Origin of the sequence: Sphingomonas hankookensis (assembly GCF_022664465.1) — a bacterium.
GTDB lineage: Bacteria > Pseudomonadota > Alphaproteobacteria > Sphingomonadales > Sphingomonadaceae > Sphingomonas > Sphingomonas hankookensis.
Genome location: NZ_JAKREV010000005.1, coordinates 259,539 through 284,071, shown reverse-complemented (window position 1 = coordinate 284,071; position 24,533 = coordinate 259,539). Strand labels below are relative to the sequence as shown.

Here is a 24,533-nt window from a genome sequence, read left to right as displayed (position 1 = left end):
GTCCTTACAGCGTCTGGCCGACCGGATCGGTCTCGGCCGGGGGAATGGGGTCTGCGGGGGCGGGCTGGAGGATCACCGGCGGGGCGACCGGCGCCGGGCGCGGCGTGGTGAGCGCCACCGCTTCGAGGTCGACCAGCGCCTTGCGCGCATCAACATAGCGCTTGGCGGCGGCGGTCCAGCTGGCGGCGCTGGCGGCTCCGGGCATCCGCTCGATCTCCGCCATCGCCATCTCGACCTGTCCGGTATCCAGCCGGCGGCGCGCGCGGTCTAGCCGGTCGACCGGGCGGCTGCTCGGCGTCGGCCCCTGACGCAGCACGATCAGTTGACCGAACTCGCGGCGCAGCGACCGCCACCAGCCCTCGTTCGACGTACCCGCGACCAGCGGCGTCGCCACCGCGTCGAGCGCGCTGCGCAGGTCGTCGAGCGTCACCGGCGATTGCGCGGTGGCGACCAGCGTGCGCACCGCATCGGGACGGCTGGCACCGAACCGGTCGCGCAGCTGCTGTTCGAGATAGTCGAGCGGCCGTCCGCGATCGAGCGCGCGGCGCGTCGCGACGATCACCATCATATCCTCCGCGCGGGTGGCATAGCCTGCGGCGTTGCGCGCGCTACTGTCCAGCCCGACGATCCGCGTTTCCAGATCGGCGATGCGCGCGGCGAGCGCCGCCTCGCGCGCCGACAGGATGGGGAGTGCGGCGACCTGTGCCGGGGGCGGCGCTGCGGTGGCGACCGGGGTCGGCTGCGCGCTCGGCACGGCCGCGACCTGTTGCGTGGTCCAGCCCAGCTGCGGCGCGACATAGCGCAGCACCAGCAGCGTCGCGCCGATCCCGATGGCGAACGCGATGATCGCGATCACCAGCCAGCCTCCACTGCCCCGCCGCCGCGGGCGGTGGGTCGTCGGGAAGGGCGGATCGTCGCTAATCATGCCGCCTTATCCCCGCGCCCGTCCGCCGGGTCAATCGCGGGAGAGCCGGTCGGCCAGCGCCGCCGCCGCCGTGACCACCATGGCATCGTCCGGGCGCCCGGCGATGGCGACGGCACGCCACCCGTCGCCCAGCACCGCCGCGACCGCCGGTGCGATCGCCACGACGGCGATGGTGCCGCGATCGGCGACCAGTTCGACCAGCCGCCGCGCCGCGCGCCGCGAGTGAACCAGCGCGACCGATCCGGCCAGCACCGCAGCATCGACCCCCTCGATCGCCTCGCTGGCATAGACCGCGCGCACCGCCGTCAGCACCGGATGCCGCTCGACCGCCCGGTCGCGCGCGGTCAGCAGCAGCGCGCGGCGCACGCCTGTGCGTTCCGCTGCGTCGAGCAGGGCCTGCCCATCGGCCTCGCCGGTCACCACGACCCGCAGCCCCGCCGCCCGCGCCGCCGTTGCCGTCGCGCCACCCACCGCATGCACCGGCAGTGCCGCATAGGTGGCGAGTGCCGCGCCCGCCTGCCGCACGGCATTGGCGCTGGTCAGGATCAGCGCATCGTGCGCCGCTGCCGCCGGTGGCTCCCACATCATCGGCACGATCCGGAACAGCGGCAGGCGGATCGCCCGCCGCCCGAGTGCTTCGATCGCCTGCGCCGTGGCGGTGTTGCCCGGTTCGGGGCGCAGCACCGCCAGCGGCAGGCTCACCGGGCGAACAGCCGCGCCACGCTATCGGGGGCGCGCGCCAGCATCGCCTCGGCCAGCGCGCGCGGCAGGTCGATATCGTCGATCGCGCCGCTGCCGCTATCCGAAATTTGCGCGCTGCCATCCTGCGCCAGCAATTGCGCGCGCAGTGTCAGAACGTCACCCTCGATCGTCGCCAGCGCCCCGACCGGCGAATGGCAATCGGCCCCCAGCGCCGCGAGGAAGCCGCGTTCGGCGCGCACCGCCTGATGCGTCGGCGCATGGTCGACCACCCGGACGAAGGCGAGGGCGGCATCGTCGTCGGCGCGCACCTCGATCCCGACCGCACCCTGCGACGGGGCGGGCAGCATCGTGTCGATCGGCACGGCGGTCCCGACCTCGTGCCGGCCCAGCCGGATCAGCCCGGCGGCGGCCAGCAGCGTCGCATCGACCTCCCCCGCCGCCAACTTCGACAGCCGCGTGTCAACATTGCCGCGGAACAGCACGATCCGCGCGTCGCTCCGGTGGCGCAATACCTGCGCCGCCCGCCTTGGGCTGCTGGTCCCGACCACCCCGTTCGCCGGCAGATCGGCCAGCGACGCGATCCCGACCAGCCGGTCGCGCACGTCCGCGCGCGGCAACATCGCTGCGATCCGGATCTCGGTCGGACGGATCGTCTCGACATCCTTCATCGAATGGACCGCCGCATCGATCTCGTGCGCGCACAGGGCGCGGTCCAGCTCCTTGGTCCACAGCGCCTTGCCGCCGATCTCCGCCAGCGCGCGGTCCTGCACGCGGTCGCCGGTGGTGCGGATCGCCACGATCTCGATTTCCGCCGGGTCGATCTGGTGGGCCAGCGCCAGCGCATCGCGCGTGGCATGCGCCTGCACCAGCGCCAGCGGCGATCCGCGCGTGCCTAGTTTGAACGTCATGGTTGCTCGCTACGCATCGCGTTCGTCCGGGGCAAGATGAACCAACCTTTCTCCCGCCCCTCAATCCGCGCTACAGCCGGACCAATGGCCAACCCCCTCATCCTCGGTATCGAATCCAGCTGCGACGAGACCGCCGTCGCGCTCGTCCGTGGCGACCGCACCATCCTGTCGCACCGCCTCGCCGGACAGGAAGCCGCCCATGCCCCCTATGGCGGGGTCGTCCCCGAAATCGCCGCGCGGGCACATGTCGAGATACTGCCTTCGTTGGTCGAAGGGGCGCTGGCCGACGCCGGTGTCGCCCTGAGCGACGTCGACGCGATCGCCGCCACCGCCGGTCCCGGGCTGATCGGCGGCGTCATGGTCGGGCTGGTCACCGCCAAGGCTTTGGCACTGGCGGCGGGCAAGCCGCTGGTCGCGGTCAATCATCTGGAGGGGCATGCACTTTCCCCGCGACTGACCGATCCCGACCTCGCCTATCCGTATCTGTTGCTGCTGGTGTCGGGCGGCCATTGTCAGCTGCTGCGCGTCGATGGCGTCGGCCAGTATTGCCGACTGGGCACCACCATCGACGATGCGGCGGGCGAGGCGTTCGACAAGACTGCGAAGGTACTCGGCCTCGGCTATCCCGGCGGCCCGCGGGTGGAGGCGGCGGCGCTGGACGGTGATCCGACCGCGGTACCGCTGCCGCGCCCGTTGCTCGGCACGCCCGATCCGCATTTCTCCTTCGCCGGGCTCAAGAGTGCGGTGCTGCGCGCGCACGATGCCGGCATCCATTCGACCGCGGACATCGCCGCGTCGTTCCAGCAGGCGGTGGTCGACTGCCTGCTCGACCGTACCCGCCTTGCGCTGACGCTGGCCGGGCCGGTGACGGCGCTGGTGGTCGCAGGCGGGGTCGCCGCCAACCGGGCGGTGCGTGGCGCGCTGGAGGGACTGGCGGCTGCCAACGACCTGCGTTTCGTCGCGCCGCCGCTCTGGCTGTGTACCGACAATGCGGCGATGATCGCCTGGGCCGGGGCGGAACGGTTCATGGCCGGGCATAGCGATCCGCTGGACGTGGCGGCGCGCCCGCGCTGGCCGCTCGATCCGTCGGCAGAGAAGGTGCGCGGGGCAGGAGTGAAGGCATGAAGATCGGGGTCATCGGCGGCGGGGCATGGGGCACCGCGCTGGCACAGGTCGCGGCGCGCGGCGGCGACGTCACTCTGTGGGTGCGCGAGGATGAGGTGGCGCAGGCGATCAACGCCACGCGGACCAACCCGCTCTTCCTGCCCGGCGTCACCCTGTCGAGCGCGATCCACGCGACGACCGATGTCGCTGCACTGGACGACGTCGCCGCGCTGCTGGTCGTCGCCCCGGCGCAGCATGTCCGCAGCGTATTGTCGGCGACCGACGTCGGCACCCGCGCGCTCGTGCTGTGCGCCAAGGGGATCGAGGCCGGCACGCGGCTGCTGGTGGGCGAGGTCGCGCGCGCCGTCCACCCGCAGGCGCCGGTCGCCGTCCTGTCCGGCCCGACCTTCGCGCACGAGGTCGCGGCGGGCAAGCCGACTGCCGTCACTCTCGCCTGCGCCGATGCGGCCTTGCGCGACCGGCTGGCCGAGCGGCTCGCGGCACCGGCGTTCCGGCCCTATGCCAGCGACGATGTGATCGGCGCGGAGATTGGCGGGGCGGTGAAGAACGTCCTCGCCATCGCCTGCGGCGTGGTGGAGGGCGCGGGGCTGGGGCAGAATGCGCGCGCCTCGGTGATCGCGCGCGGCTTCGCCGAAATGACCCGGTTCGGGCTGGCGCGCGGTGCCCGGGCGGAGACACTGGCCGGGCTATCGGGGCTGGGCGACCTTGTCCTGACGTGTTCCTCGACCGCGTCGCGCAACTATTCGCTGGGCGTCGGGCTGGGGCAGGGGCGGGCGGCCAGCGACTTGCTGTCCGATCGCCGCACGGTGGCGGAAGGGGCGTTCACCGCACCGGTGCTGTGCGAGGCGGCGACGGAGGCCGGGGTCGACATGCCGGTGACGGCGGCGGTCGGTGCGCTGCTCGCCGGAACGCCGGTGGGTCAGGTGATCGATACGCTGCTCAGCCGACCGCTGCGGCACGAAGGGCTGTGATCCTGTTGCTGGCGATGGCCGGGGCGGTCCGCTGCGCCATGCCGGTACTGTGTCCGACCGATGCCCAGGTCCTCAGCGCGTTGCGCATCCGCGATTCGGCGGTTGCCGATAGCCTGACCGCACAGGCCGTAGCTGGCGATGGCTTCGCGACCTATGCCGCACAACCGGTCGAACGGGTAACCGACGTCTTCTGCGGCAATGCGTTTGCGGACGATCCGATCAAGATCGCCTGCAAATTCACCGCCTATTATCGTTCGGGTCGTGCCTATACCGTCGCACATCTGGTCCAGCGGGGCGAACTCTGGACGATAGCCGACGCGCTGGTAGCGATGCGGCCTAGCGCGACACGCGCTCGACCAGCGCCATCGCCCCATGCGGTGCCCGCACCTTCGCGCCGTTGATGAAGAAAACAAAGGTCTCGCGCGGCCGCTTCGCCGGTGCCGTAGTCTCGACATGGGGCAGCCCCTTCGGCGCCCCGCCGCTTGCCCAGATTCGTGCCGCCGCCGCCCAGCGATCGAGCGCGGCGTCGTCATAGCCGGTGGCGACTGCTTCCTGCGCATTCTCCAGCCGGGCATAGGCAAAATCGCCGGTCACGTCGGCGATCGCCGGATAGTCCGCCGAATCGGCATAGACGATCGCCACCCCGGCCTTGCGCGCCATCGCCACGAATTCCGGCACGGCGAAGCTGTCGTGGCGCACCTGCACCGCATGGCGCAGCTTCACCCCGGCATGGGCATCGGGGAGCAGCGCGAGGAACGCGGCGAAATCGTCGGCATCGAACTTCTTCGTCGCCATGAACTGCCACAGGATCGGGCCGAGCTTGTCGCCCAGCTCGGTAATGCCCGAGCCGACGAACCGTTCGATCGATTCGCCGGCCTCGGCGAGTACCTTGCGGTTGGTGCAATATTTCGACGCCTTGACCGCGAAGACGAAGTCGTCGGGCGCGGTGGCCGCCCAGTTGGCGAAGCTCGCCGGTTTTTGCGTGCCGTGATAGGTCGCGTTGATCTCGATCGCGGTTACCGCGCGCGATGCGAATTCCAGCTCGCGCTTCTGCGCCAGCTTGTCGGGATAGAAGGTGCCGCGCCACGGCGGAAAGCTCCAGCCGCCGATGCCGATGCGAATGGGAGCCTGGGTCATGCCACCGATCGTGCCCCGGCGCGACCGCCCGGGCAAGCGATTCAGCGCGCCGCCATCCGGTATCCGCCGCCGGTCACGTCGGTCGACGCCACCAGTATCTGCGGATCGACGGCCAGCTTCGGCACCTGACCCGCGTGCCACGCCGCCAGTTCGACGCGATACTGGTCATAGGCAAGGTAGAAATCGACGAACGGCTGGTCGAGCGAGGCGATGCCGGGCGCGGCGAAGCCGTCGATCCCGCCTGCCGGCATGTCCGCCACCTGCGCCAGCATCGGTAGTGCGGTGGCACAGAACTGGTCGCGCACCGGCGGCTGGGCGAAGTAGTTGTAGACGCGGGTCATCGAGTCGTCGAACCGGTCCTGCCAGTCGCCCCCGCCGCGGCGATATTCGGCCTCCAGCGCCTTGTGCGCGGCGGCAAAGCGGGCGGCATGGACCTTGAGCAACCGGTTATATTGCGCGACCCCGGTCGGGTCGGCGACGTTGCACTGGAGTGCGGCGACGTTCAGCGCCGACCGCAAATGCCATACCGCGGCATCGGCCGACAGCGCATGGTTCGGCGTCGCGTAATTGCCGTCGGACAGGACGGCGGGAATGGTGAGGCCGGCGGCTGCCCCTAGCGGCGGCCTGGGCTTCGGCGCGGGAGCCGTGGCGACCGGTACCGGCGGCGGCGTCACCACCGCGACCTCGGGCGTCTTGCGCGCGCAGCCATGGAGCAGCGCGGCGCTGCAGGCAGCGAGCAGGAGCAGGCGTGTACGCATCGAACCGATTCCCGTCTTGTCCCCCGACCAACGGAAATATCGGCGCCAAAGCCTTCGTAATGGTTAACGCGACGTCAGCGTTTGAGCAGGAACACCGCATGTTCGGCGCGAAAATTCGCCGCCGCCGCGGTGGTCCGCTTGCCGCCCGACAGGAACCATGCGTCGACGACGGTGATGCCCTGCTTGCCGACATAGGCGCGGAAATCATCGATCGTCAGGTGGTGAATGTTGGGCGTCTCATACCATTCGAGCGGCAACAGCTTCGTCACCGGCATCCGCCCGCCCCACAGTAGCGACGCGCGCACGCGCCAATGGGCGAAGTTCGGGAACGACACGAACGCCTGCGCGCCGATGCGCAGCAGATGGTCGAGCACGACGTGCGGGTGCATCGCGGTCTGCAACGTCTGGCTGAGGATCGCATAGTCGAAGCTGGCATCGGGATAGTCGGCAAGGTCGCGATCGGCATCGCCCTGCATCACCGACAGCCCGCGCGCCATCGCGTCGGCGACATTGCCCGGATCGATCTCCAACCCGCGCGCATCGACGCCGCGTTCGTCGCGTAGCGCCGCCATCAGCTGCCCGTCGCCGCAACCGACATCGAGCACGCGGCTGCCCCGCGCGACATGCGCGGCGATGATCGCGAGGTCGGGACGCAGGCTCATGTCCGTGCCTCCAGAAAGCCGCGCATGATCCGGTCGAGTTCGGGCGAATCGAGCAGGAACGCGTCATGCCCGAACGGCGACGACAGTTCGACGAAGCTGGCCGGTGCCCCGGCGGCGTTCAGCGCATGAACGATGTTGCGCGACTCGGAAGTAGGATACAGCCAGTCGGTGTCGAAGCTGACTACGCAGAACCGCGCCTTCGTCGCGCGGAACGCATTGGCGAGCACGCCGCCATGCTCCTCCGCCAGATCGAAATAATCGAGCGCGCGGGTGATGTAGAGGTACGAGTTGGCGTCGAACCGGTCGGTGAAGGTCAGCCCCTGATGCCGCAGATAGCTTTCAACCTGGAAATCGGCGTCGAAGCCGAAGGTCTTGGCGCCCGCCTGTCCATCGGCGCGCGCCTGCAGCTTGCGGCCGAACTTGGCGGTCAGGCCCGCTTCGGACAGATAGGTGATGTGCGCCGCCATCCGCGCGACCGACAGCCCGGCGGCGGGCGGCGATCCGTCGGCATAATAGTCGCCACCGCGCCAGTTGGGATCGGCCATGATCGCCTGCCGTCCGACTTCGTGGAACGCGATGTTCTGCGCCGAATGCCGCGCGGTCGACGCAATCACCACCACCGCCTCCACCCGGTCGGGCAGCGTCGCCACCCACGACAGCGCCTGCATGCCGCCCATCGATCCGCCGACCACCGCACGCAGCCGCTCAATGCCAAGATGGTCGAGCAGCATCCCCTGCGCCCGAACCATGTCGCGGATGGTCAGCACCGGAAAGCGCATCGCATAGGGGGTGCCAATCGCAGGATCTATGCTGGCCGGACCGGACGATCCCATGCAGCTGCCCAGAACGTTCGAACAGATGACGAAGTGCTTGGTCAGGTCGATCGGCTTGCCGGGCCCCACCATCCGCGACCACCAGCCGGGCTTGCCGGTACGCGGATGGGTGGACGCCACATGCTGGTCGCCGGTCAGCGCGTGGCAGATCAGGATCGCGTTGTCGCGCGCGGGCGACAACGTGCCATAGGTTTCATAGGCGATGTCGATCGATGGCAGCATCGCCCCGCCGTCCAGCGCAAGGCCGGTGGCAAGGGTAGCGCGACGATCGGGGCCGAAACGGGAATCCATGGGGCTTGCGGTTAGGCGGGCGGCGCGGCGGGTTCAAGGGTTGGGGCGTGCGACACCACCCCATCGTCATTCCCGCGCAGGCGGGGATTCATATGCGCTGACGATTGTGCTGGAGCCGCAACCGCTGCGTTTATGGATCCCCGCCTGCGCGGGAATGACGATGGAGGGCATGCCCCAAACCTTGCGTTCACGCCCGGCATTTGCCAGTGCCGACGGCATGAACGCCCCCGCTCCCAAGCCCTGGATTCTCGACATCGCCCCCTATGTCCCCGGCCGGTCGAAGACCGACGATGGGCGTCAGGTGGCGAAGCTGTCCTCGAACGAGAACCCGCTCGGCACCTCGCCGCATGCCCGTGCCGCTTTCGCGACCGCGGACCGCAGCCTCGAGCGCTATCCCGACCCCGCCGCTGCCGACCTGCGCGTCGCGATCGGGCAGGCGCATGGGCTGGACCCGGCGCGCATCATCTATGGCACCGGATCGGACGAAGTGCTGCACCTCGCCGCCGGTGCCTATGCCGGGCCGGGCGACGAGGTGATCTTCGTCCGCTACGGCTTTGCGGTGTATGAGATCGCGGTGCGGCGGGTCGGCGCGACTCCGGTGATCGCACCGGACAAGGATCATGCGACCGATGTCGATGCGATCCTCGCTTGCGTGAACGAGCGGACCCGCGTCGTGTTCGTCGCCAATCCGAACAACCCGACCGGTACCTTCGCCGCGCGCAGCGAGATTGCGCGCCTGCACGCCGGGTTGCCGTCGGACGTCCTGCTGGTGCTCGATCAGGCCTATGCCGAATATCTGGAGCCGGTCGAGGACGATCACGGTCTCGAACTGGCCAAGACCCAGCCCAATGTGCTGGTCACGCGGACCTTTTCGAAGATCCACGGGCTGGCCGCCGAGCGGATCGGCTGGGGCTATGGTTCGGCGGAGGCGATCGACGCGATGCACCGCATCCGCGCGCCGTTCAACGTGACCACCGCCGGGCAGCAGGCGGCGATCGCCGCAATCCGCGACAAGGCGTTCGTCGAGGCGAGCCGGGCGCACAACCGCCAGTGGCGGACGTGGTTCGAGGGCGAGATCGCGGCGATGGGCAATGCCGGCCTGCGCGCCGTCCCGTCCAAGGCCAATTTCGTGCTGGTGCTGTTCGAAGGACCGGTCAGCGCGGGCGATGCCTATCAGGCGTTGATGGACAAGGGCTTCATCGTCCGCTGGCTGCCCGGACAGGGGCTGGCCAACGGCCTGCGCATCTCGATCGGGACCGAGGCGGAGGTGCGCGGGGTCGCCGCCGCGCTGCGCGAGATCGTGGGCGGCTGATGCTGCCCTTCTCCCGCGTCGCCATCATCGGGCTGGGGCTGATCGGATCGTCGATCGCGCGGGCGGTGCGTGCGGAGATGCCGACCGTGCGGCTGACCGGACATGACGCGTCGGCGGAAGCGCGCGAGCAGGTCCGCGCGCTGGGGATCGTCGACGACTGCACCGATCATGCCGGCGCGGCGGTGGTCGATGCCGACCTCGTCATTCTGTGCGTGCCGGTCGGCGCGATCGGTGCGGTCGCCGCCGAGATTGCCGCCGACCTGCCCGAGGGCGTGATCGTCAGCGATGTGGGATCGAGCAAGGCGGGCATCGCCGCCGCGCTGGCGGAGGCATTGCCGGGCGTCGCGATCGTGCCGGCGCATCCGGTGGCGGGCACCGAACGCAGCGGGCCGGATGCGGGCTTCGCCACGCTGTTCAAGGGGCGCTGGTGCATCCTCACCCCCGCCGCCGATGCCGATGCGACAGCGGTCGAGCGGGTTGCCGAATTCTGGCGTCGAATGGGTGCCGAGATCGACACGATGGACGCGCAGCATCACGACCTGGTGCTGGCGGTGACCAGCCATTTGCCGCACCTGATCGCTTATACCATCGTCGGTACCGCGTCCGACCTGGAGGCGGTGACGCAGAGCGAGGTCATCAAATATTCGGCGGGCGGCTTCCGCGACTTCACCCGCATCGCCGCGTCCGACCCGACGATGTGGCGCGACGTGTTCCTCGCGAACAAGGACGCGGTGCTGGCGATGCTCCAGCGTTTTTCCGAGGACCTGTCGGCGCTGCAGCGCGCGATCCGCTGGGACAAGGGCGACGAGTTGTTCGACCTGTTCACCCGCACGCGGGCGATCCGGCGGTCGATCGTTGAGCAGGGGCAGGATGACGCGCGCGAGGATTTCGGGCGGGATCACGGGTAGGGACTTTCCCTCCACCCGTTTCCACAAACGTCACCCTAGCGCAGGCTGGGGTCTCCCGGTTGGATAGCGGATCGCCCACCACGGAGAGGCCCCAGCCTGCGCTGGGGTGACGTTTGTGGCTCGGTCTAGGGGTGCCGGTTATTGCCCCGCCACCACCGGCAACCACACCGCACTCGGGCTGGCACCGCCGCGTTCGATCGTCACCGTCGCCTTCTTGTACGCGTCCTTGGGCGCGGTGAAGATGTTCGGGACGTACGTCTGCGGGTTGCGGTCGTAGAGCGGGAACAGCGACGACTGGACCTGCACCATGATCCGGTGGCCCGGCTGGAACACATGGTTCACCGTTGGCAGGCGGAAGCGGTAGCGCTGCGTCTTGTTCGCCGGGATCGGCGAGGGCTTGGCGAAGTCGTTGCGATAGCGCCCGCGGAAGATGTCGAGGCTGATGGGGAGCTGATAGCCGCCCATTGCCGGCTGGCCCGGTACTACGTCGGGATAGACGTCGATCACCTTCACCACGAAATCGCCATCGGTGCCGGTCGTCTTGGCAAAGATGTCGGCGATCGGCGCGCCGGCGACCTTGACCGATTGGGTCAGCACCGGCGTCTGGTAGGTCATGACGTCACCGCGACCGTCGACATGGCGCTGGTCGCTAACCAGCCATGCCTTCCACCGGCCATCGTCGAAATTGACCGGGCGGGAGAGGTGCGGAACCGGCTTGGCGGGGTCGGAGACATAGCTGTCGCCACCAGCCTTCGCCGGGGCGAAACCGAGGTCGCCGTCCGCACCCAGATAGATGGGTTTGAGCGGGGTGGCGCAGCCCTTCTCGCACGACAGCGGCCATTGGGGCAATTCGTCCCAATGGTTCTCGCCGGTGTTGTAGATCAGCGCCTGCGGCGGGGTGAAGGCGGGGCGGCCATCGCGCAGATACTGGTCGAAGAACGGGAACAGATACCTCTCGCGCCATTGCAGCGCGGTGTCGCCGTTGAACTTGATGTCGCCCAGCGTCGAGCCGTCGTAATTCGCGCCGCTGTGCCGCCAGGGACCCATGACGAGGAAGTTGTTGCCGCCCTTGCCCTTGGCCTTCAGCGCTTCCCATGCGGTGATCGCGCCGTACATGTCCTCCTGATCCCACAGGCCCTGTTCCCACATGGTGGGCACGTTGGAGGGATTGGCGGCAATCAGCTTGTCGAGCGCCTGTCCCTGCCAATAGGCGTCGTAGGATGGGTGCGCGACGAAGCGTTGCCAGAAGGGCAGCTGGGCATAGCCCGACGCCTTGGCCCAGTCGTTGGCGGAGCCGACGTTCCGGAACTGGTCGTAATCGTCATAGGTGGTCGAGGGCGGGGAACTGCCCGAGCCCTTGTAGCCGGTCTGGCTGCCGATCCAGCCGATATTGGCCAGCCGGAAGGCGCCGTAATGGAACCAGTCGTCGCCCATCCAGCCGTCGATCATCGGGCTTTCGGGCGCGGCTACCTTGAGCGCGGGATGCGGGTTCAGCAGCGCCATGACGACGGTGAAGCCCTCGTACGACGACCCGAGCATGCCGACGCGGCCGTTGCTTTCGGGCAGGTTCGCCTTGTTCACCAGCCAGTCGATCGTGTCGTACGCGTCGGTGACGTGGTCAGTATTGGTCGGGTTGAGCGGCCCGCGGACCGGGCGGGTTACGACGTATTCGCCCTCCGACCCATATTTGCCGCGAATGTCCTGGAACACGCGGATATAGCCGGCGCGGGTGAACACCTCATCACCTTGTGGCAGGGCCGCGACATAGCTGGTGCTGTCGGCCCGGGCGACGCGGCCCGAGGCGTTGTACGGGGTGCGGGTCAGCAGGATCGGGGCGTTGGCCGCACCCTTCGGGATCATGATGACCGTATGCAGCTTCACCCCGTCGCGCATCGGGATCATCACTTCGCGCTTCACATAGTCGTATTTGTCGGTCGGGGCTAAGAAGTTCGCCGGGATGTCGCCCTTCGGCGGCCAGATATCGGGGCCGGGCTGGGCGGTCTGTGCGGCGAGGGTCGAGGCACCGAGCGCGAGGGTGCAGGCGAGGAGAAGCGGACGGATACGCATCGGGGGCGGGCTCCACGGATGGGACGATGTTACATCGTTCGACCGCGCGGGCGGGAAGTCAATACGGACGGCTTCGAAGGTTACGAAGTTGGCGCACAGGAACCATTAACGACCAGCGGCGCCCCCCTCTATCCGAAGGGGACGCCGCCGTCGAAGTTGGCATGAATGACGCGGTCAGGCGCCCTGCGGTGTCGGCGATCCGAAGGGACCGCGCGGGCGGCGGGTCTTCGGGATCGAAGTGCCGCCGGCCGCGAGCGGGGTCGACGGGGTCCCCTCGTCACGGCCGATATCCTCGCCCGCGATCAACCGCTTGATCTCGTCGCCCGACAGCGTTTCGAATTCGAGCAGCGCCCCGGCCAGCGTATGCAACTGGTCGACATGGTCGGTCAGCACCTGCCGCGCGCGATCGAGGCCGCCTTCGACGATGCGCTTGATCTCGCTGTCGATCAGTTCGGCAGTCTTGTTCGACATGCGCGCCGGGGCCGACGACGAATAGCCGAGGAAGCTTTCCCCCTGCGGTTCGCCATATTCGACCGGGCCGACCGCATCGGACATGCCCCAGCGGGTGACCATGTCGCGGGCGAGGCTGGTCGCCTGCTGAATGTCGCCCGAGGCGCCCGACGACACCTTGTCATAGCCGAAGATGATCTCCTCAGCGATGCGGCCGCCCATCGCGACCGACAGGTTGGCGTACATCTTGTCACGGTGATAGCTGTATGAATCCCGTTCCGGCAGACGCATCACCATGCCCAGCGCACGGCCGCGCGGGATGATCGTCGCCTTGTGGATCGGGTCCGATGCCGGTTCGTGCAGCGAGACGATGGCGTGGCCGGCCTCGTGATAGGCGGTCATCCGCTTTTCGTCGTCGGTCATCACCATCGAGCGCCGTTCGGCACCCATCATGACCTTGTCCTTCGCCTCTTCGAACTCCTGGTTCGCGACGAGGCGCTTGCCCTTGCGCGCCGCCGTCAGCGCCGCTTCGTTGACGAGGTTCGCGAGGTCGGCACCCGAGAAACCCGGCGTGCCGCGGGCGATGACGCGGGCGTCAACATCGGGCGCCAACGGCACCTTCTTCATATGGACCTGCAGGATCTTGATCCGGCCCTCGATATCGGGGCGCGGCACCACGACCTGACGATCGAAACGGCCCGGACGCAGCAGCGCGGGGTCGAGCACGTCGGGGCGGTTGGTCGCCGCAACGATGATGATGCCCTCGTTCGCTTCGAACCCGTCCATTTCGACCAGCAGCTGGTTCAGCGTCTGCTCGCGTTCGTCATTGCCGTTGCCGAGGCCCGCACCGCGATGGCGGCCGACCGCGTCGATTTCGTCGATGAAGACGATACAGGGGGCCGACTTCTTGGCCTGTTCGAACATGTCGCGGACGCGGCTGGCGCCGACGCCGACGAACATTTCGACGAAATCCGACCCCGAAATCGTGAAGAACGGCACGCCGGCCTCACCCGCGATCGCGCGGGCGAGCAGCGTCTTGCCGGTACCGGGCGAACCGACCAGCAGCGCGCCCTTCGGAATCTTGCCGCCGAGGCGCGCGAACTTCGTCGGGTCCTTCAGGAAGTCGACGATCTCGGTCAGTTCGGCACGCGCTTCGTCAATGCCGGCGACATCGTCGAAGGTGACCTTGCCTTCCTTCTGCGTCAACATCCGCGCGCGCGACTTGCCGAAGCCCATCGCGCCGCCACCGCCGCCGCCCTTCTGCATCTGGCGCAGGACGAAGAAGGCGATGCCGAGGAACAGCAGGAACGGCAGCGACTGGACGAGGATCGCCATCCAGATGTTCGGCCCTTCCTCCGGACGTGCGTTCATGACGACGTTCTTGGCGCGCAGCCGTTCGATCAGGTTGGGATCGTTCAGCGCGTTGGTGCGGAACTTGTCGTCATTGGTGTAGGTGCCGGTGATCGTGCTGGTCGCGATGTTCACGTCGCGCACCGATCCTTCGTCGACCTTGTTCAGGAAGGTCGAATAGGGAATCACCTGCCCCTGACTCTGCGTCGACGGGCCGTTGAACAGCTGGACGAAGATCGCGAGCGACACCAGGATGCCGACCCAGATCAACAGGCTCTTCATCCACGGATTGCCGCCGTTGTTTTCGGGGCCGTTCTGCTTGTCGTTATCGTTCATGCGGACGTGCTACCTCTCAGTGCACCCAAGATAGGCTTGCCCGGGTTAATGGCAATGGAACAACGTCGATCAGTATGATCGGCGCGGCGGGGCGGGGCGGAAATGCCAGATTCCGCGGGTTGCGGAGGCGAGGACGCCGGCGTGGGTCGCCTTTTGGCCCGATTCGAGCGCGTTGAGCAGCGATTCGATGTTGGCGGCGTCGGACCATTGGCCTTCGGTGATGGCATGGTCGCGGCGGACGGCGCCGATCGCGCGGCGGGCGAGTCGGCGGCGCAGTTCGCGGGGCAGGTCGGTCATGTCGATGCGGTGTTCGCCAACTTCGGCGTCGCGGCGGCGGGTGCGCCACAGCCAGTCGACGGTGTCGGTCAGTGCGGCGTCGACCTCCCGGCAATGCGCGGCGGCGGCGGCGAGGGCCACGGGATCGAGGTTGCTGTCGGCCAGCAGTGCGCGGGCGTGGGTGCGATCGTGGCGGGGGTCGGTGTTCGAGGGGTCATCGACGAAGGGCAGGTCGGCGGCGAGGGTGCGCAGTTCGGTGCGGCGCCAGGTGAGGAGGGGGCGGAGGATGGGGATGCGTTTCGTCGCAGTCCCTCGTTCGCCCGGATCGTCACTGCAGCGCAGGTTGTGGTCTCGCGGCTGGCTGGTGTTTCGATCTAGCGAGGGAGATCCCAGCCCTCGCTGGGGTGACGTGTGGAGGTGGGTTGCGTGCCAGCTGGCGGCGTCGAACGCCCAACGCGGGCGGATGCCGGCCAGCCCCGCCGGTCCCGATCCGCGGGCGGCGCGCATCAGGAAGGTTTCGGCCTGGTCGTCGGCGTGGTGCGCGGTGGCGATGGCACAGGCGTTCGCCGCTAGTGCCCAGTCGGCGAGCAGCGCGTAGCGGGCGTGGCGCGCCTGTGCCTGAATGCTGGCGCCAGCGGGGGGGCGGTCGGGGGCGAGCGTGGCGTGGGGGATGTGGTTCGCGTGGCACCAATTTGCGACCATTGCGGCTTCGTGCGTCGAGGCGGCGCGCAGGCGGTGGTCGACGGTGGCGGCGATGATCGCGCCCCGGAAGGCGGTGGTGGCGAGGGCGAGGAGTGCCATCGAGTCGGGGCCGCCGGAAACCGCGATGGCGAGGGGGCGGTCGGTGGTCGGGGCGGGGGTCAGCGCCGTCAGGTCAGTTGTGAAACGGGTGGCGGCCTCGGCGGAGATCATAGGCGTTCTAGTAGTCGTGAGGCAGGGCGGCGGGGCATTAGTTCAGTTCGGCCAGCTACGCCTTCTTCCATGTCTCTAACCCTCCGTTTGCTTCGAGCGCAGGTTCGAGCTTGTCGAGAACCGAAGTCGCGAAGGGGTTGCCCCGAGCAGGGAGTTCTCGACGGACGCTTCTCGACAAGCTCGAAGCTGCTCGAACCGAACGGGGTGGGTGAGGGCGGTCCGTCCACTCCGCTTCACTCCACCCGTTTGTCCTGCATATCTGCCGGGCTTGTCGAAGCAGCGTATCGAAGGAGCCCCAAACGTGCTTCGATACAGGCTTTCGACAAGCTCAGCCCTTACTCAGCACGAACGGAGAGGCACGCGACTGCCTCTACGCCGCACATTTCGCAGCGCTACGACCCCTGGCGACATCGGCCTTCATCGTGGCCGATATCTTCTCGCCATAGACGTCGGTCAGCTCGCCATAGACGTCGCAGGCTTCCTTGGTCTTCTTCAACTTCACCAGCGCATCGGCCAGATAGAACAGGCTGTCGGGGGCGCGTTCGCCTTCGGGCATGTTTTTGTAGTTGTCGTAGAATTCGCGGCTGGCGAGGCTGGGCTTGCCGTCGTCGAGATAGGACCGGCCGATCAGGTTCTGGGCGTAGCTGGCGCGGCGGTGTTTAGGGTATTTCGCGACGACCGGACGCAGCGCGGCGATCGCTTCGGGGTAGAGCTTCGCGCTCCACAGGCGGAAGCCGTAGAGATAGCCGTCCTCCGCTGCATCACCCGAATTGGCCTTTTCGATCGCGGCGATGCGGCTGGCGCGGGCGGGATCGGCGGTTGCGGCGGGGGCGGTGACGACTGGCGGGCGGACCGTGCCGCCGCCCAGCGTCCCGCCGCCATTGCCCGGACCGCGCGGGGGCGGCGCGTCGGTCGAGGTGTCGCCCGCGGCGGCGACCGCGCCGGGGGTGGCGGGGGCGATCGGCGGGGCGCCGGCGCTCTCGATCGCCTTGATCCGCGTGTCGGTCGCGCTCTTGTACGCCTCGAACGACGATTCGAGCTGGCGCAGCTTATACTGCGCCTGTTCGAGCTGGCCGGTCAGCGCCTGTTGCTGCGATTCGAGCGCATCGACGCGCGAGGTCAGCGTGGCGAGCGGGCCGCTCGACGGGCTGCCGGGGATTTCGGTCGGCTGGGTCGGGGCAGTGATCTGCGGTTCGACCTGATTGGGCGCGCCGCCGGGAAAGACCTTCCGCTGCACCGCGCGCATCTCGCGCTCCAGCTTGTTCACGCGCGGTTCGATCTGGGTCGTGGTCTGGGCCGTGGCGGGCAGGGCGGCGAGAAGACCTAGCGCGAGGAGCGGCAGGGCTTTGAGATAACGCATGAAAACTCCCCCCGGAGCATGACGGTGAACAGGCAGTATGACCCTAGGCGACCGACCTGTCGCCATGCTTAACCGACGGGTGCCGGGGTCGGCGATGCTTCGCCGCGGGCGCGTAGCGCCTCGGCGCTGATGCCGACGGTGACCGCGCGTTCGGCGGTGCCGAGCGGCGGCACGTTCGATCCGTTGACGGTGACGGTGATCAGGTCGGGGCGGCCGGTGCGAATCTGCGGGTTCTTCGCGGCCATCGGCACGTCGTAGCGCTCCCCCGCCGCCATTTCCTTGTTCACCAGCGTGCCGGTGTCGTCGAAGATGCGGACCCACGCCGGGCCGGTCGCGGTCAGCGTCACCTGTCCGCCGCCGGCGGGTACGGGGGCCGATGCCGGGGCGGCACCGCCTGTCGTACCGGGGGCCGGGGTCGGCGAGGGCAGCATGCCGAGATCGCCGGCGACGGTCGCGGCGGGGGCGGTCACCGCCTCGTCCCGGCGGAACAGCGACGTGCCGAAATACAGGCCGACACCGAGCAGCAGCACGATCGCGACCGCTGCGGCGATCGCCACCAGCCCGCCCGAGGGGCCACGGCGCATGTCGATCGGTTCGAGGTCCTGCAGCGGTTCGGGCCGCTGATAGTTCGCGGCGAGTTCGGCGCGCAGCGCACGCGCGACCTCGGTCTCATCGATGTTGACGGCGCGGGCATAGGCGCGGCCGAAGCCCATCGCGTAGGTGATCGACGGGAGCGCCTGGAACTTGCCGTCCTCGACCGCTTCGAGGTGGCGCAGCGGAATGCGGGTGCGCTGTGCGACGTCGGACAGGGTCAGGCCCTGCGCCTCGCGTGCCGAACGCAGCATCATGCCCGCCGTCCGCGGCGTGCCCGTGGTGCTGTCGCCGTCCATCATTCGTACCCTTCCAAACCCGCTGTCCGCCCCCGGTCGTCTCGCGGTTTCGGCCAGCGGGCTGCGGCTGTCAACGCCGGAGCGGGCAAGTGGCGAGGAATTGCGGCGAGGACTCGCCTATCCTTCCCGGCACGGGGAGGGGGACCAGCGCAGCTGGTGGAGGGGGTGTCGGCATACACTGCGGTTGCTTTGCGAGGCGATCCCCCTCCACCACCGCTTCGCGGCGGTCCCCCTCCCCGCGGAGCGGGGAGGATTTAGGAGAGTTCCACGTTGTTGGCCCTGGCCCAGTCTTCCAGCGCGGGGCGCAGGGTGCGGCTGGGGGTGGCCAGCAGACGGTCGATCTCGGCCATCGCCGCCTGCCGGTCGAGCGAGCGGATCATCGCCTTGACCGGGCCGACGGCGGCGGGCGTGATCGACAGGCGGTCGATGCCGAGCGCGATCAGCGCCATCGCTTCGAGGGGACGCCCGCCCATCTCGCCGCAGACCGCGACCGGCTTGCCCGCCTCGTGCGCGGCGCGGGTGACGCGGCGGAGGAAGCGCAGGATCGCCGGGCTGAGCCAATCATAACGCACCGCGAGCCGCGGGTCGGCGCGGTCGGCGGCGAACAGGAACTGGGTCAGGTCGTTGGTGCCGATCGACAGGAAGTCGAGTTGCGGCCACAGGAAATCGAGCACGTCGGCGAGCGCCGGCACTTCCAGCATCGCGCCGTAACGGATGTCGGTCGGCAGCGCCTTGCCCCGCCCGCGCAACCATTCGCGCTGCGCCTCGAACAGGGTGCGGGCTTCCTCGAACTCCCAGGGTTCGGACACCATGGGGAACATGACGTTCAGCGTGCGGCCTTCCGCGGCTTCGATCAGGGCGCGGGCCTGTGCCTTCATCAACCCTTCGCGTCCCAGAGCGAGGCGCAGCGCGCGCCAGCCCATGGCGGGGTTCTCTTCGTCATGCCCCTCGGCATGGTCGAGATAGGGCAGCGCCTTGTCGCCGCCGATATCGACGGTGCGGAACACGACCGGGCGGTCGCCGGCCACGTCCAATACGTCGCGATAGAGGCGCTGCTGGCGCTCGCGCTGCGGCAGGGTGGCCGATACGAGGAACTGAAATTCGGTGCGGAACAGGCCGATGCCGTCGGCGCCGGTCAGGTCGAGTGCCGCCACGTCGTCGCGCAGGCCGGCATTGACCATCATCGTGACGCGGTGGCCGTCCTTCGTCACCGGCGGTTCGCCCTTCATCGCGGCGAAGGCGGCGCGGCGCTTCTGCGTGAGCGCCAGCTTGGCTTCGAACGCCTCCTCCATCGCCGGGGTCGGGCGGATGACCAGCAGGTCCTCGACCGAGTTGAGCAGCAGGCGGTCGCCCTCCGCGATCAGGCGGCGGACGTCGCGGACGCGGCCCAGCACCGGCACGCCCATCGCGCGGGCGACGATGACGACGTGCGCGGTCAGCGACCCTTCCTCCAGCACCACCCCTTTCAGGCGGCGGCGGTCATATTCGAGCAGTTCGGCCGGACCCAGATTGCGGGCGATCAGGATCGTGTCCTGCCGCAGGCCCATCTGCGCGGCGGTGCCGAGCTGGCCCGACACGATGCGCAGCAACCGGTTGGACAGGTCCTCGAGGTCGTGCATCCGGTCGGCGAGCAGCGGGTCCTTGATCTCGCGCATCCGCATCCGGGTGCGCTGCTGCACGCGCTCGATCGCGGCTTCGGCGGTCAGGCCGCTGTCGATCGCCTCGTTGATGCGGCGCGACCATCCCTCGTCATAGGCGAACATCTTGTAGGTCGCGAGAACCTCGTCATGTTCGCCGCCGACGCCGAATTCGGCCTGGTTCGACATGCGTTCGATCTGGTCGCGCATCTTGTCGAACGCGGCATAGACGCGGTGGCGCTCCGCCTCGGTATCGTCGGCCACGGTATGTTCGATGACGATGCGCGGCTGGTGGAAGACGGCGACGCCCGCGCCCATCCCCTCGACCAGCTTGAAGCCGGGCACGCGCACCGCGCCGGTCGCCTGCGGCCGGATCGACGCGCCGCCGGTCGCGTCGATCAGGTCGGCATTGGCGATCAGTTCGGACAGCACCATCGCAACGGTCTGCAGCGCCTCGATCTCGACATCGGCATAGCGGCGCGGATCGGCATGCTGCACCGCCAGCACGCCCACCGCGCGTTCGCGGCGGATGACGGGCACGCCGGCGAAGCTGTGATACATTTCCTCGCCGGTTTCGGGGCGATAGGCGAAGTCGGGATGGGTCGCCGCTTCGGCCAGGTTGAGCGTTTCGACATTGGCGACGATGGTGCCGACAAGGCCCTCGCCCGGCGCCAGCTTGGTAACGTGCACCGCCTCCTGCGACAGGCCGACCGTGGCGAAGAGTTCGAGCAGCCCTTCGCGCAGCAGGTAGATCGAGCAGACCTCGCTATCCAGCGCCTCGGCGATGATGCGGACGACCGAGTTGAGCTTAGCCTGCGCCGGACTTCGCGACGCCATCACGTCGTGAAGGTTGGTCAGGATTTCGCGGGCGGAGGCGGTGGCCGAGACGGGCATGGACGAGGGCTAACACGGGAAGGCGGGGGCGTCACGACGCTTTAGGGCGACGTCGGGGAAAGTTGGGGTTGGGGGGCGTCAGCTGCATCGTCATTCCTGCCTGCCGCCGCTTGCGTCACCCCAGCGAAGGCTGGGGTCTCTGCGTGGTGAAGGCTGCGTTCTCCAACCGGGAGACCCCAGACTTCGCTGGGGTGACGTTTGGAGCTTTAGAGATTCCGCACCAGCCGCTCCGCCACCGCGATCCATGGGGCGACCAGCGCCACCGGGCCGGTGCCCAGCGTCGTGGGCAGCAGCGACACCATGTCGCCGTCGAACGCCAGCAGCCGGCCGAAGGCGAAGCGACCGGCGGGGCCGGGGGCCAGCACGTCGCGGTGGAGCGCGGCGATATAGTCGGCGGGGGCGAGGCGGCGGCACCACACCATGTCGCCCGCGCGATAGTCGCCGGTGGCCGCCTGCACGATCATCGCCACCAGTTCGGGTTCGGCGCGCGGCGGGGTGACGCTCATCGCGCGGCGCGGGGCGGCGGCGCCCGACCCGTCGAGAATCGCCGCGACGGGGATGTCGGGACGATCGGGCAGGCGGACGAGGTCGGCGGTGTCGACGGCCAGCGCAGCGGCAATGCGGTTGAGCCAGCCGACGGAGACGGTGCGCGTGCCGGTTTCGAGGCGGCCGATGGTCTGCGCGGTGGTGGGCGGCACGCAGCGGATTGCGACTTCTTCGAGGGTCAGGCCCTGCGCACGGCGGACTTCGCGGATGGCGGTGATCATGGGACGTCCTCTCGAGCGGCAAACCGATTTGGTACAAACGCTTTCCTACAACTATACGTTCGTGACAACCCCGTCGGCGAATCGAACAAGGGAGCGGCGGGTGCGCGAACTGGTGGAACGGCGGCTGGTCGACGGACGGGTGCGGAACGAGGATGGCGGGCGACGGGTGCAGGTCAATCTGCGCGAATCGCCGCTTGACTGGCTGCGGTCGCGCGCGCTGGTCGATGCGCGGCAATATGAGGCGGGCGAGCGTCTGCGCGGCGATTACGAGCGCGCGGCGCTGGGGCTGCGGGTGACGATGCGGTGGGACGCTGCGCCGCGCGGGAGTGCCGGCGTGCCGGCCGATCCGTCGGGTGGGCAGCTGGCGGCGAAGGCGCGGTTCGATGCGGCGATCGCGGCGGTGGGGCCGGGGCTGGCGGATATCCTGTGGCGAACGGTGTGTGCGAACGAGGGGCTGCCGGCGGCGGAGAAGGCGCTGGGCTGGCCGGCAAGGGCCGGGCGGCTGGTGCTTACGCTGGCGCTCGATCGGCTGGCGGGGCATTATCGGTTGAGGTGAAGCCGGCACCGGCCCGCTCCCCGACCCCGCCACCCAATCAGGATACTGTCGTCGGTGGCGGGGTCGGGGAGGGTGCCGGTGCCGCATCGGCTGGCGTGACGAACCGCCGATAGGCCCAGCCGATGCCGATCAGCGCGCCGCCCAGCCCCATGAACGACAGGATGCGCAGCACGCCTTCGAGGGCCGACGCGTCGATCAGGAACACTTTCAGCGTGGTGAGGGTGAGGAGCGCGAGGCCGAAGCGGCGCAGGTCGGCGCTGCGCACGGCCAGCCCGCGCCACAGCCACAGGATGGCGAGCGCGAGCATCGCGGCGGAATAGCCCCAATTCTCCGCGATGCCGACGGGACCGGTAAGCAATGTGCCATGCGCGATCTGGCGGATGGTGGCGAGCGTCGCAGCGAGGGTCAGCAGCGCCGCGATCAGGCTGCGGCGCGGCAGGCCGGTGCAGCGCCACACGACGAGCGCGGCGAAGGCGAGGTGGAGCGTGGCGGCGTTGAGCAGCGGCAGGGATCCGACCTGTTGCGGGACCAGCGCGGGGTTGAGGCCGAGCAGGTCGAACCACAGGATGCGCGCGAGGGCGAGGGTGACCAGCGCGTTCGGCAGCGGGCGGTGGCGGGTCCACAGGAGCCCGCCGGCAAGGAGGGCGAGGTCGCTCAGCAGCGCGCGTTCGATAAAGCCGTGGACGGCGAAGGCTTCGGGAGTCGCGATCGCCAGCGGTTGTTTGAGCAGGACGTAGAGGCCGAGGATGGCGACGGCGGACGCTGCGGGCAGGATCAGGCGGCGGGCGGGGCCGAACAGCGGGCGCTGCCAAGTCGCGGCAGCGAGCAGCGCCAGTGCCGGGAGCAGCAGCAGGCGGGCGGCGTCGCTGGCCGACGGCAGGTGGAGATACGGCAGTTCCTCCCAGATCAGCGATACGCCCAAGGCGAGCGCGACGTCCGACAGCGGGCGGATCGCGAGCGTCAGCAGGACGATGACGGGCAGCAGCGCCAGCCGGTTGGGCACGAGCGGGTCAAATTTGGCGGCTGCGAGCAGCACGCCGAGCGCGGCCAGTGGCGCGAAGACGGCGAACGCCGGCGGGACGATCGCCGCGACCGCGAGGCCGACGCCGAGCGCGGCCACCGCGATGCCGCCGACGAGGCCGATATCGCCGGTGCCGCTGCGGTCGCGCTGGCGCCGGGCGAGGGCTGCGGCGGCGAACGTCAGGATAAGGTTGGCGGCCAGCCAGCCGATCGGCGGCAGCAGGGCCGGCGCGACGATCTGTGCCGCGAGCAGCGGGCCGGCGGTGCCGATCAGCGCGATCGCTGCCCAGCCGGGCGCGCGGCGTCCTCCGGCCGCGGCGAAGAGCAGCAGCGCGATCGGGAGGGCAGCGGGGGTGGCACCCGCGCCTTGCACCAGCCCGATGGCGACCAGCAGCGTCACGAGGATCGCGGCGGCGATGCCGGCGGGGAGCAGCGTCGCGTCGCGCCATGCGAGGAACAGCGCGGCGGCCGACAGCGTCAGGTAGAAGCCCCATGCCAGCGCGGAGAAATCGAGCATCGGTGCGAGTGCGAGCAGCTGGACCAGCGCCGCCAGCAGCGGGGCGCCGCGCAGCCATGGCCGGGCAATGGTGGCGCGCGGTGCGGCCAGCGTGCCGCCGATCGCCAGTGCGATGACGAACGCGCCGATCGCGGCCAGATCGGCGCCGGGCACCAGCGCGATCAGCAGCCCGGCCCAGCCGAACGCCGCGACCAGCGCCGACAGCGCCAGCCATGCCCAGCCGCGCGCGATCGCCAGCGCCAGCAATGCGGCGACGAACAGGCCGAGATAGACGAGCAGCGGCCCGATCCCCGCCGCGTCATAGCCCGCGACCAGCGGCGCGGCGAACCCGCCGAGCAGCGCCATGACCGCGGTCGGCGGCCCGTGGCGCAGCGCCAGGAACAGCCCGAACGCGGTGACGCCCAGCATGAGCGCGAACCCGGCGAGCGGCCCGACCAGATGGTAGAGCGCGGCGGCGAGGTAGAGCGTGGCATAGGCCGAGGCGATGCCCGCCCCGGCCAGCACCTGTCCGATGCGGACATCGTCGCGGGTGGCGGGCAGGCGGCGGGCGACTTCGCTGCCGGCCAGCAGCGCCAGCGCGAACAGCGCGGCGAACAAGGTGCGCAGGCCCGGGGTCAGCCACCCCGCCTCGATCGACAGGCGGACGAGGAAGATGCCGCCGACGACCAGCGCCAGCCCGCCGATCCACACCGGCAGGCGGCTGCCGACCAGCGTTTCGAAATCGATGCGTGGCATGGCCGGGCGCTGGTGGGCCGGGCGGCGTGCTTTCGACGGGATCGGGACCGGGATCGGCGTCGGCACCGCTTCGGCTACGGGGGCTGCCGGGCGATAGTCGCGGGCCTCCAGTGCCGCGACCCGCCGCTGCAGGCGGAACAGCGCAATGCCAAGCGCGATCACGACGATGAGGAGTACTTCCGTCACTGGCGCAGGTTGTGGCACAGGCGGACCATCGGTGTCGCCCCTTTCCGG

At 69.3% G+C, this 24,533-nt stretch carries 21 protein-coding genes; 6 read left to right on the top strand and 15 right to left on the bottom strand.

The features are described 5' to 3' along the window. Positions 1 to 4 precede the first annotated feature (4 nt). The 3 genes from MF610_RS14700 to hemC are packed head-to-tail and all read right to left on the bottom strand — an operon-like array spanning position 5 to position 2,535. Positions 5 to 925, bottom strand: coding sequence for a hypothetical protein (locus tag MF610_RS14700; protein WP_242199022.1), 921 nt, complete (start codon positions 923 to 925; stop codon positions 5 to 7). 30 nt (positions 926 to 955) lie between these two features. Next, positions 956 to 1,627 (bottom strand): uroporphyrinogen-III synthase, encoded by a 672-nt coding sequence (locus MF610_RS14695; RefSeq protein WP_242199018.1) that lies wholly within the window; start codon positions 1,625 to 1,627, stop codon positions 956 to 958. Then, positions 1,624 to 2,535, bottom strand: a complete 912-nt coding sequence (hemC, locus tag MF610_RS14690) for a hydroxymethylbilane synthase (RefSeq protein WP_242198999.1) — start codon at positions 2,533 to 2,535, stop codon at positions 1,624 to 1,626. Before hemC ends, MF610_RS14695 begins: the two co-directional genes overlap by 4 nt. Before the next feature lie 84 nt (positions 2,536 to 2,619). Between hemC and tsaD the strand changes: the two genes are divergently transcribed. The 3 genes from tsaD to MF610_RS14675 are packed head-to-tail and all read left to right on the top strand — an operon-like array spanning position 2,620 to position 5,032. Further along, positions 2,620 to 3,660, top strand: coding sequence for a tRNA (adenosine(37)-N6)-threonylcarbamoyltransferase complex transferase subunit TsaD (tsaD, locus tag MF610_RS14685; RefSeq protein ID WP_242198996.1), 1,041 nt, complete (start codon positions 2,620 to 2,622; stop codon positions 3,658 to 3,660). Next, positions 3,657 to 4,631, top strand: a complete 975-nt coding sequence (locus tag MF610_RS14680) for an NAD(P)H-dependent glycerol-3-phosphate dehydrogenase (protein ID WP_242198977.1) — start codon at positions 3,657 to 3,659, stop codon at positions 4,629 to 4,631. The genes tsaD and MF610_RS14680 overlap by 4 nt, the downstream gene beginning before the upstream one ends. Beyond that, positions 4,628 to 5,032 (top strand): hypothetical protein, encoded by a 405-nt coding sequence (locus MF610_RS14675; RefSeq protein ID WP_242198974.1) that lies wholly within the window; start codon positions 4,628 to 4,630, stop codon positions 5,030 to 5,032. Before MF610_RS14680 ends, MF610_RS14675 begins: the two co-directional genes overlap by 4 nt. On the opposite strand, the gene MF610_RS14670 is transcribed toward MF610_RS14675, so the two are convergent. The 4 genes from MF610_RS14670 to metX all read right to left on the bottom strand — a co-directional run bounded on the left by MF610_RS14670 (position 4,968) and on the right by metX (position 8,312). Next, a complete protein-coding gene (locus MF610_RS14670; RefSeq protein ID WP_242198971.1) occupies positions 4,968 to 5,768 on the bottom strand; it encodes a DUF72 domain-containing protein in 801 nt (266 codons plus the stop codon). The genes MF610_RS14675 and MF610_RS14670 overlap by 65 nt on opposite strands. 41 nt (positions 5,769 to 5,809) lie before the next feature. Continuing rightward, positions 5,810 to 6,526, bottom strand: coding sequence for a hypothetical protein (locus MF610_RS14665; protein WP_242198969.1), 717 nt, complete (start codon positions 6,524 to 6,526; stop codon positions 5,810 to 5,812). Between the two features lie 74 nt (positions 6,527 to 6,600). Further along, complete coding sequence (gene metW, locus MF610_RS14660) at positions 6,601 to 7,188, bottom strand: methionine biosynthesis protein MetW (RefSeq protein ID WP_242198966.1); 588 nt, start codon at positions 7,186 to 7,188, stop codon at positions 6,601 to 6,603. Then, positions 7,185 to 8,312 (bottom strand): homoserine O-acetyltransferase MetX, encoded by a 1,128-nt coding sequence (gene metX / locus MF610_RS14655; RefSeq protein ID WP_242198962.1) that lies wholly within the window; start codon positions 8,310 to 8,312, stop codon positions 7,185 to 7,187. Before metX ends, metW begins: the two co-directional genes overlap by 4 nt. A 217-nt stretch (positions 8,313 to 8,529) precedes the next feature. On the opposite strand from metX, the gene hisC reads away from it, so the two are divergent. Together hisC and MF610_RS14645 are read left to right on the top strand one after the other, a co-directional pair. Next, positions 8,530 to 9,624 (top strand): histidinol-phosphate transaminase, encoded by a 1,095-nt coding sequence (hisC, locus tag MF610_RS14650; protein WP_242199224.1) that lies wholly within the window; start codon positions 8,530 to 8,532, stop codon positions 9,622 to 9,624. After that, positions 9,624 to 10,532 (top strand): prephenate/arogenate dehydrogenase family protein, encoded by a 909-nt coding sequence (locus tag MF610_RS14645; RefSeq protein WP_242198949.1) that lies wholly within the window; start codon positions 9,624 to 9,626, stop codon positions 10,530 to 10,532. The genes hisC and MF610_RS14645 overlap by 1 nt, the downstream gene beginning before the upstream one ends. Before the next feature lie 138 nt (positions 10,533 to 10,670). On the opposite strand, the gene MF610_RS14640 is transcribed toward MF610_RS14645, so the two are convergent. From MF610_RS14640 to MF610_RS14610, 7 genes are all read right to left on the bottom strand, one after another. Further along, positions 10,671 to 12,599: a CocE/NonD family hydrolase gene (locus MF610_RS14640; protein ID WP_242198931.1), complete on the bottom strand. Its 1,929-nt coding sequence runs from the start codon at positions 12,597 to 12,599 to the stop codon at positions 10,671 to 10,673. Positions 12,600 to 12,773: 174 nt separating this feature from the next. Continuing rightward, positions 12,774 to 14,735, bottom strand: coding sequence for an ATP-dependent zinc metalloprotease FtsH (gene ftsH / locus MF610_RS14635; protein WP_277924130.1), 1,962 nt, complete (start codon positions 14,733 to 14,735; stop codon positions 12,774 to 12,776). 69 nt (positions 14,736 to 14,804) lie between these two features. Further along, the gene (gene tilS / locus MF610_RS14630) at positions 14,805 to 15,923 is read right to left on the bottom strand and encodes a tRNA lysidine(34) synthetase TilS (protein ID WP_242198928.1); all 1,119 of its coding nucleotides are present in this window, start codon (positions 15,921 to 15,923) and stop codon (positions 14,805 to 14,807) included. Between the two features lie 370 nt (positions 15,924 to 16,293). Further along, positions 16,294 to 17,283, bottom strand: coding sequence for a tetratricopeptide repeat protein (locus tag MF610_RS14625; protein ID WP_242198906.1), 990 nt, complete (start codon positions 17,281 to 17,283; stop codon positions 16,294 to 16,296). Positions 17,284 to 17,351: 68 nt separating this feature from the next. Beyond that, positions 17,352 to 18,176 (bottom strand): helix-turn-helix domain-containing protein, encoded by an 825-nt coding sequence (locus MF610_RS14620; protein ID WP_242198904.1) that lies wholly within the window; start codon positions 18,174 to 18,176, stop codon positions 17,352 to 17,354. A 251-nt stretch (positions 18,177 to 18,427) separates the two neighbouring features. Further along, complete coding sequence (gene ptsP, locus MF610_RS14615; protein ID WP_242198898.1) at positions 18,428 to 20,704, bottom strand: phosphoenolpyruvate--protein phosphotransferase; 2,277 nt, start codon at positions 20,702 to 20,704, stop codon at positions 18,428 to 18,430. Between the two features lie 206 nt (positions 20,705 to 20,910). Next, positions 20,911 to 21,471, bottom strand: coding sequence for a helix-turn-helix domain-containing protein (locus MF610_RS14610; protein ID WP_242198894.1), 561 nt, complete (start codon positions 21,469 to 21,471; stop codon positions 20,911 to 20,913). A 100-nt stretch (positions 21,472 to 21,571) separates the two neighbouring features. On the opposite strand from MF610_RS14610, the gene MF610_RS14605 reads away from it, so the two are divergent. Further along, positions 21,572 to 22,027 carry a DUF6456 domain-containing protein gene (locus MF610_RS14605; RefSeq protein WP_242198876.1) on the top strand — a complete coding sequence of 152 codons (456 nt, stop codon included), beginning with the start codon at positions 21,572 to 21,574 and terminating at the stop codon, positions 22,025 to 22,027. A gap of 37 nt (positions 22,028 to 22,064) precedes the next feature. Here the strand turns inward: MF610_RS14605 and MF610_RS14600 are convergent, their stop codons facing one another. Beyond that, positions 22,065 to 24,485: a DUF2339 domain-containing protein gene (locus MF610_RS14600; RefSeq protein ID WP_242198858.1), complete on the bottom strand. Its 2,421-nt coding sequence runs from the start codon at positions 24,483 to 24,485 to the stop codon at positions 22,065 to 22,067. Positions 24,486 to 24,533: the final 48 nt, after the last annotated feature.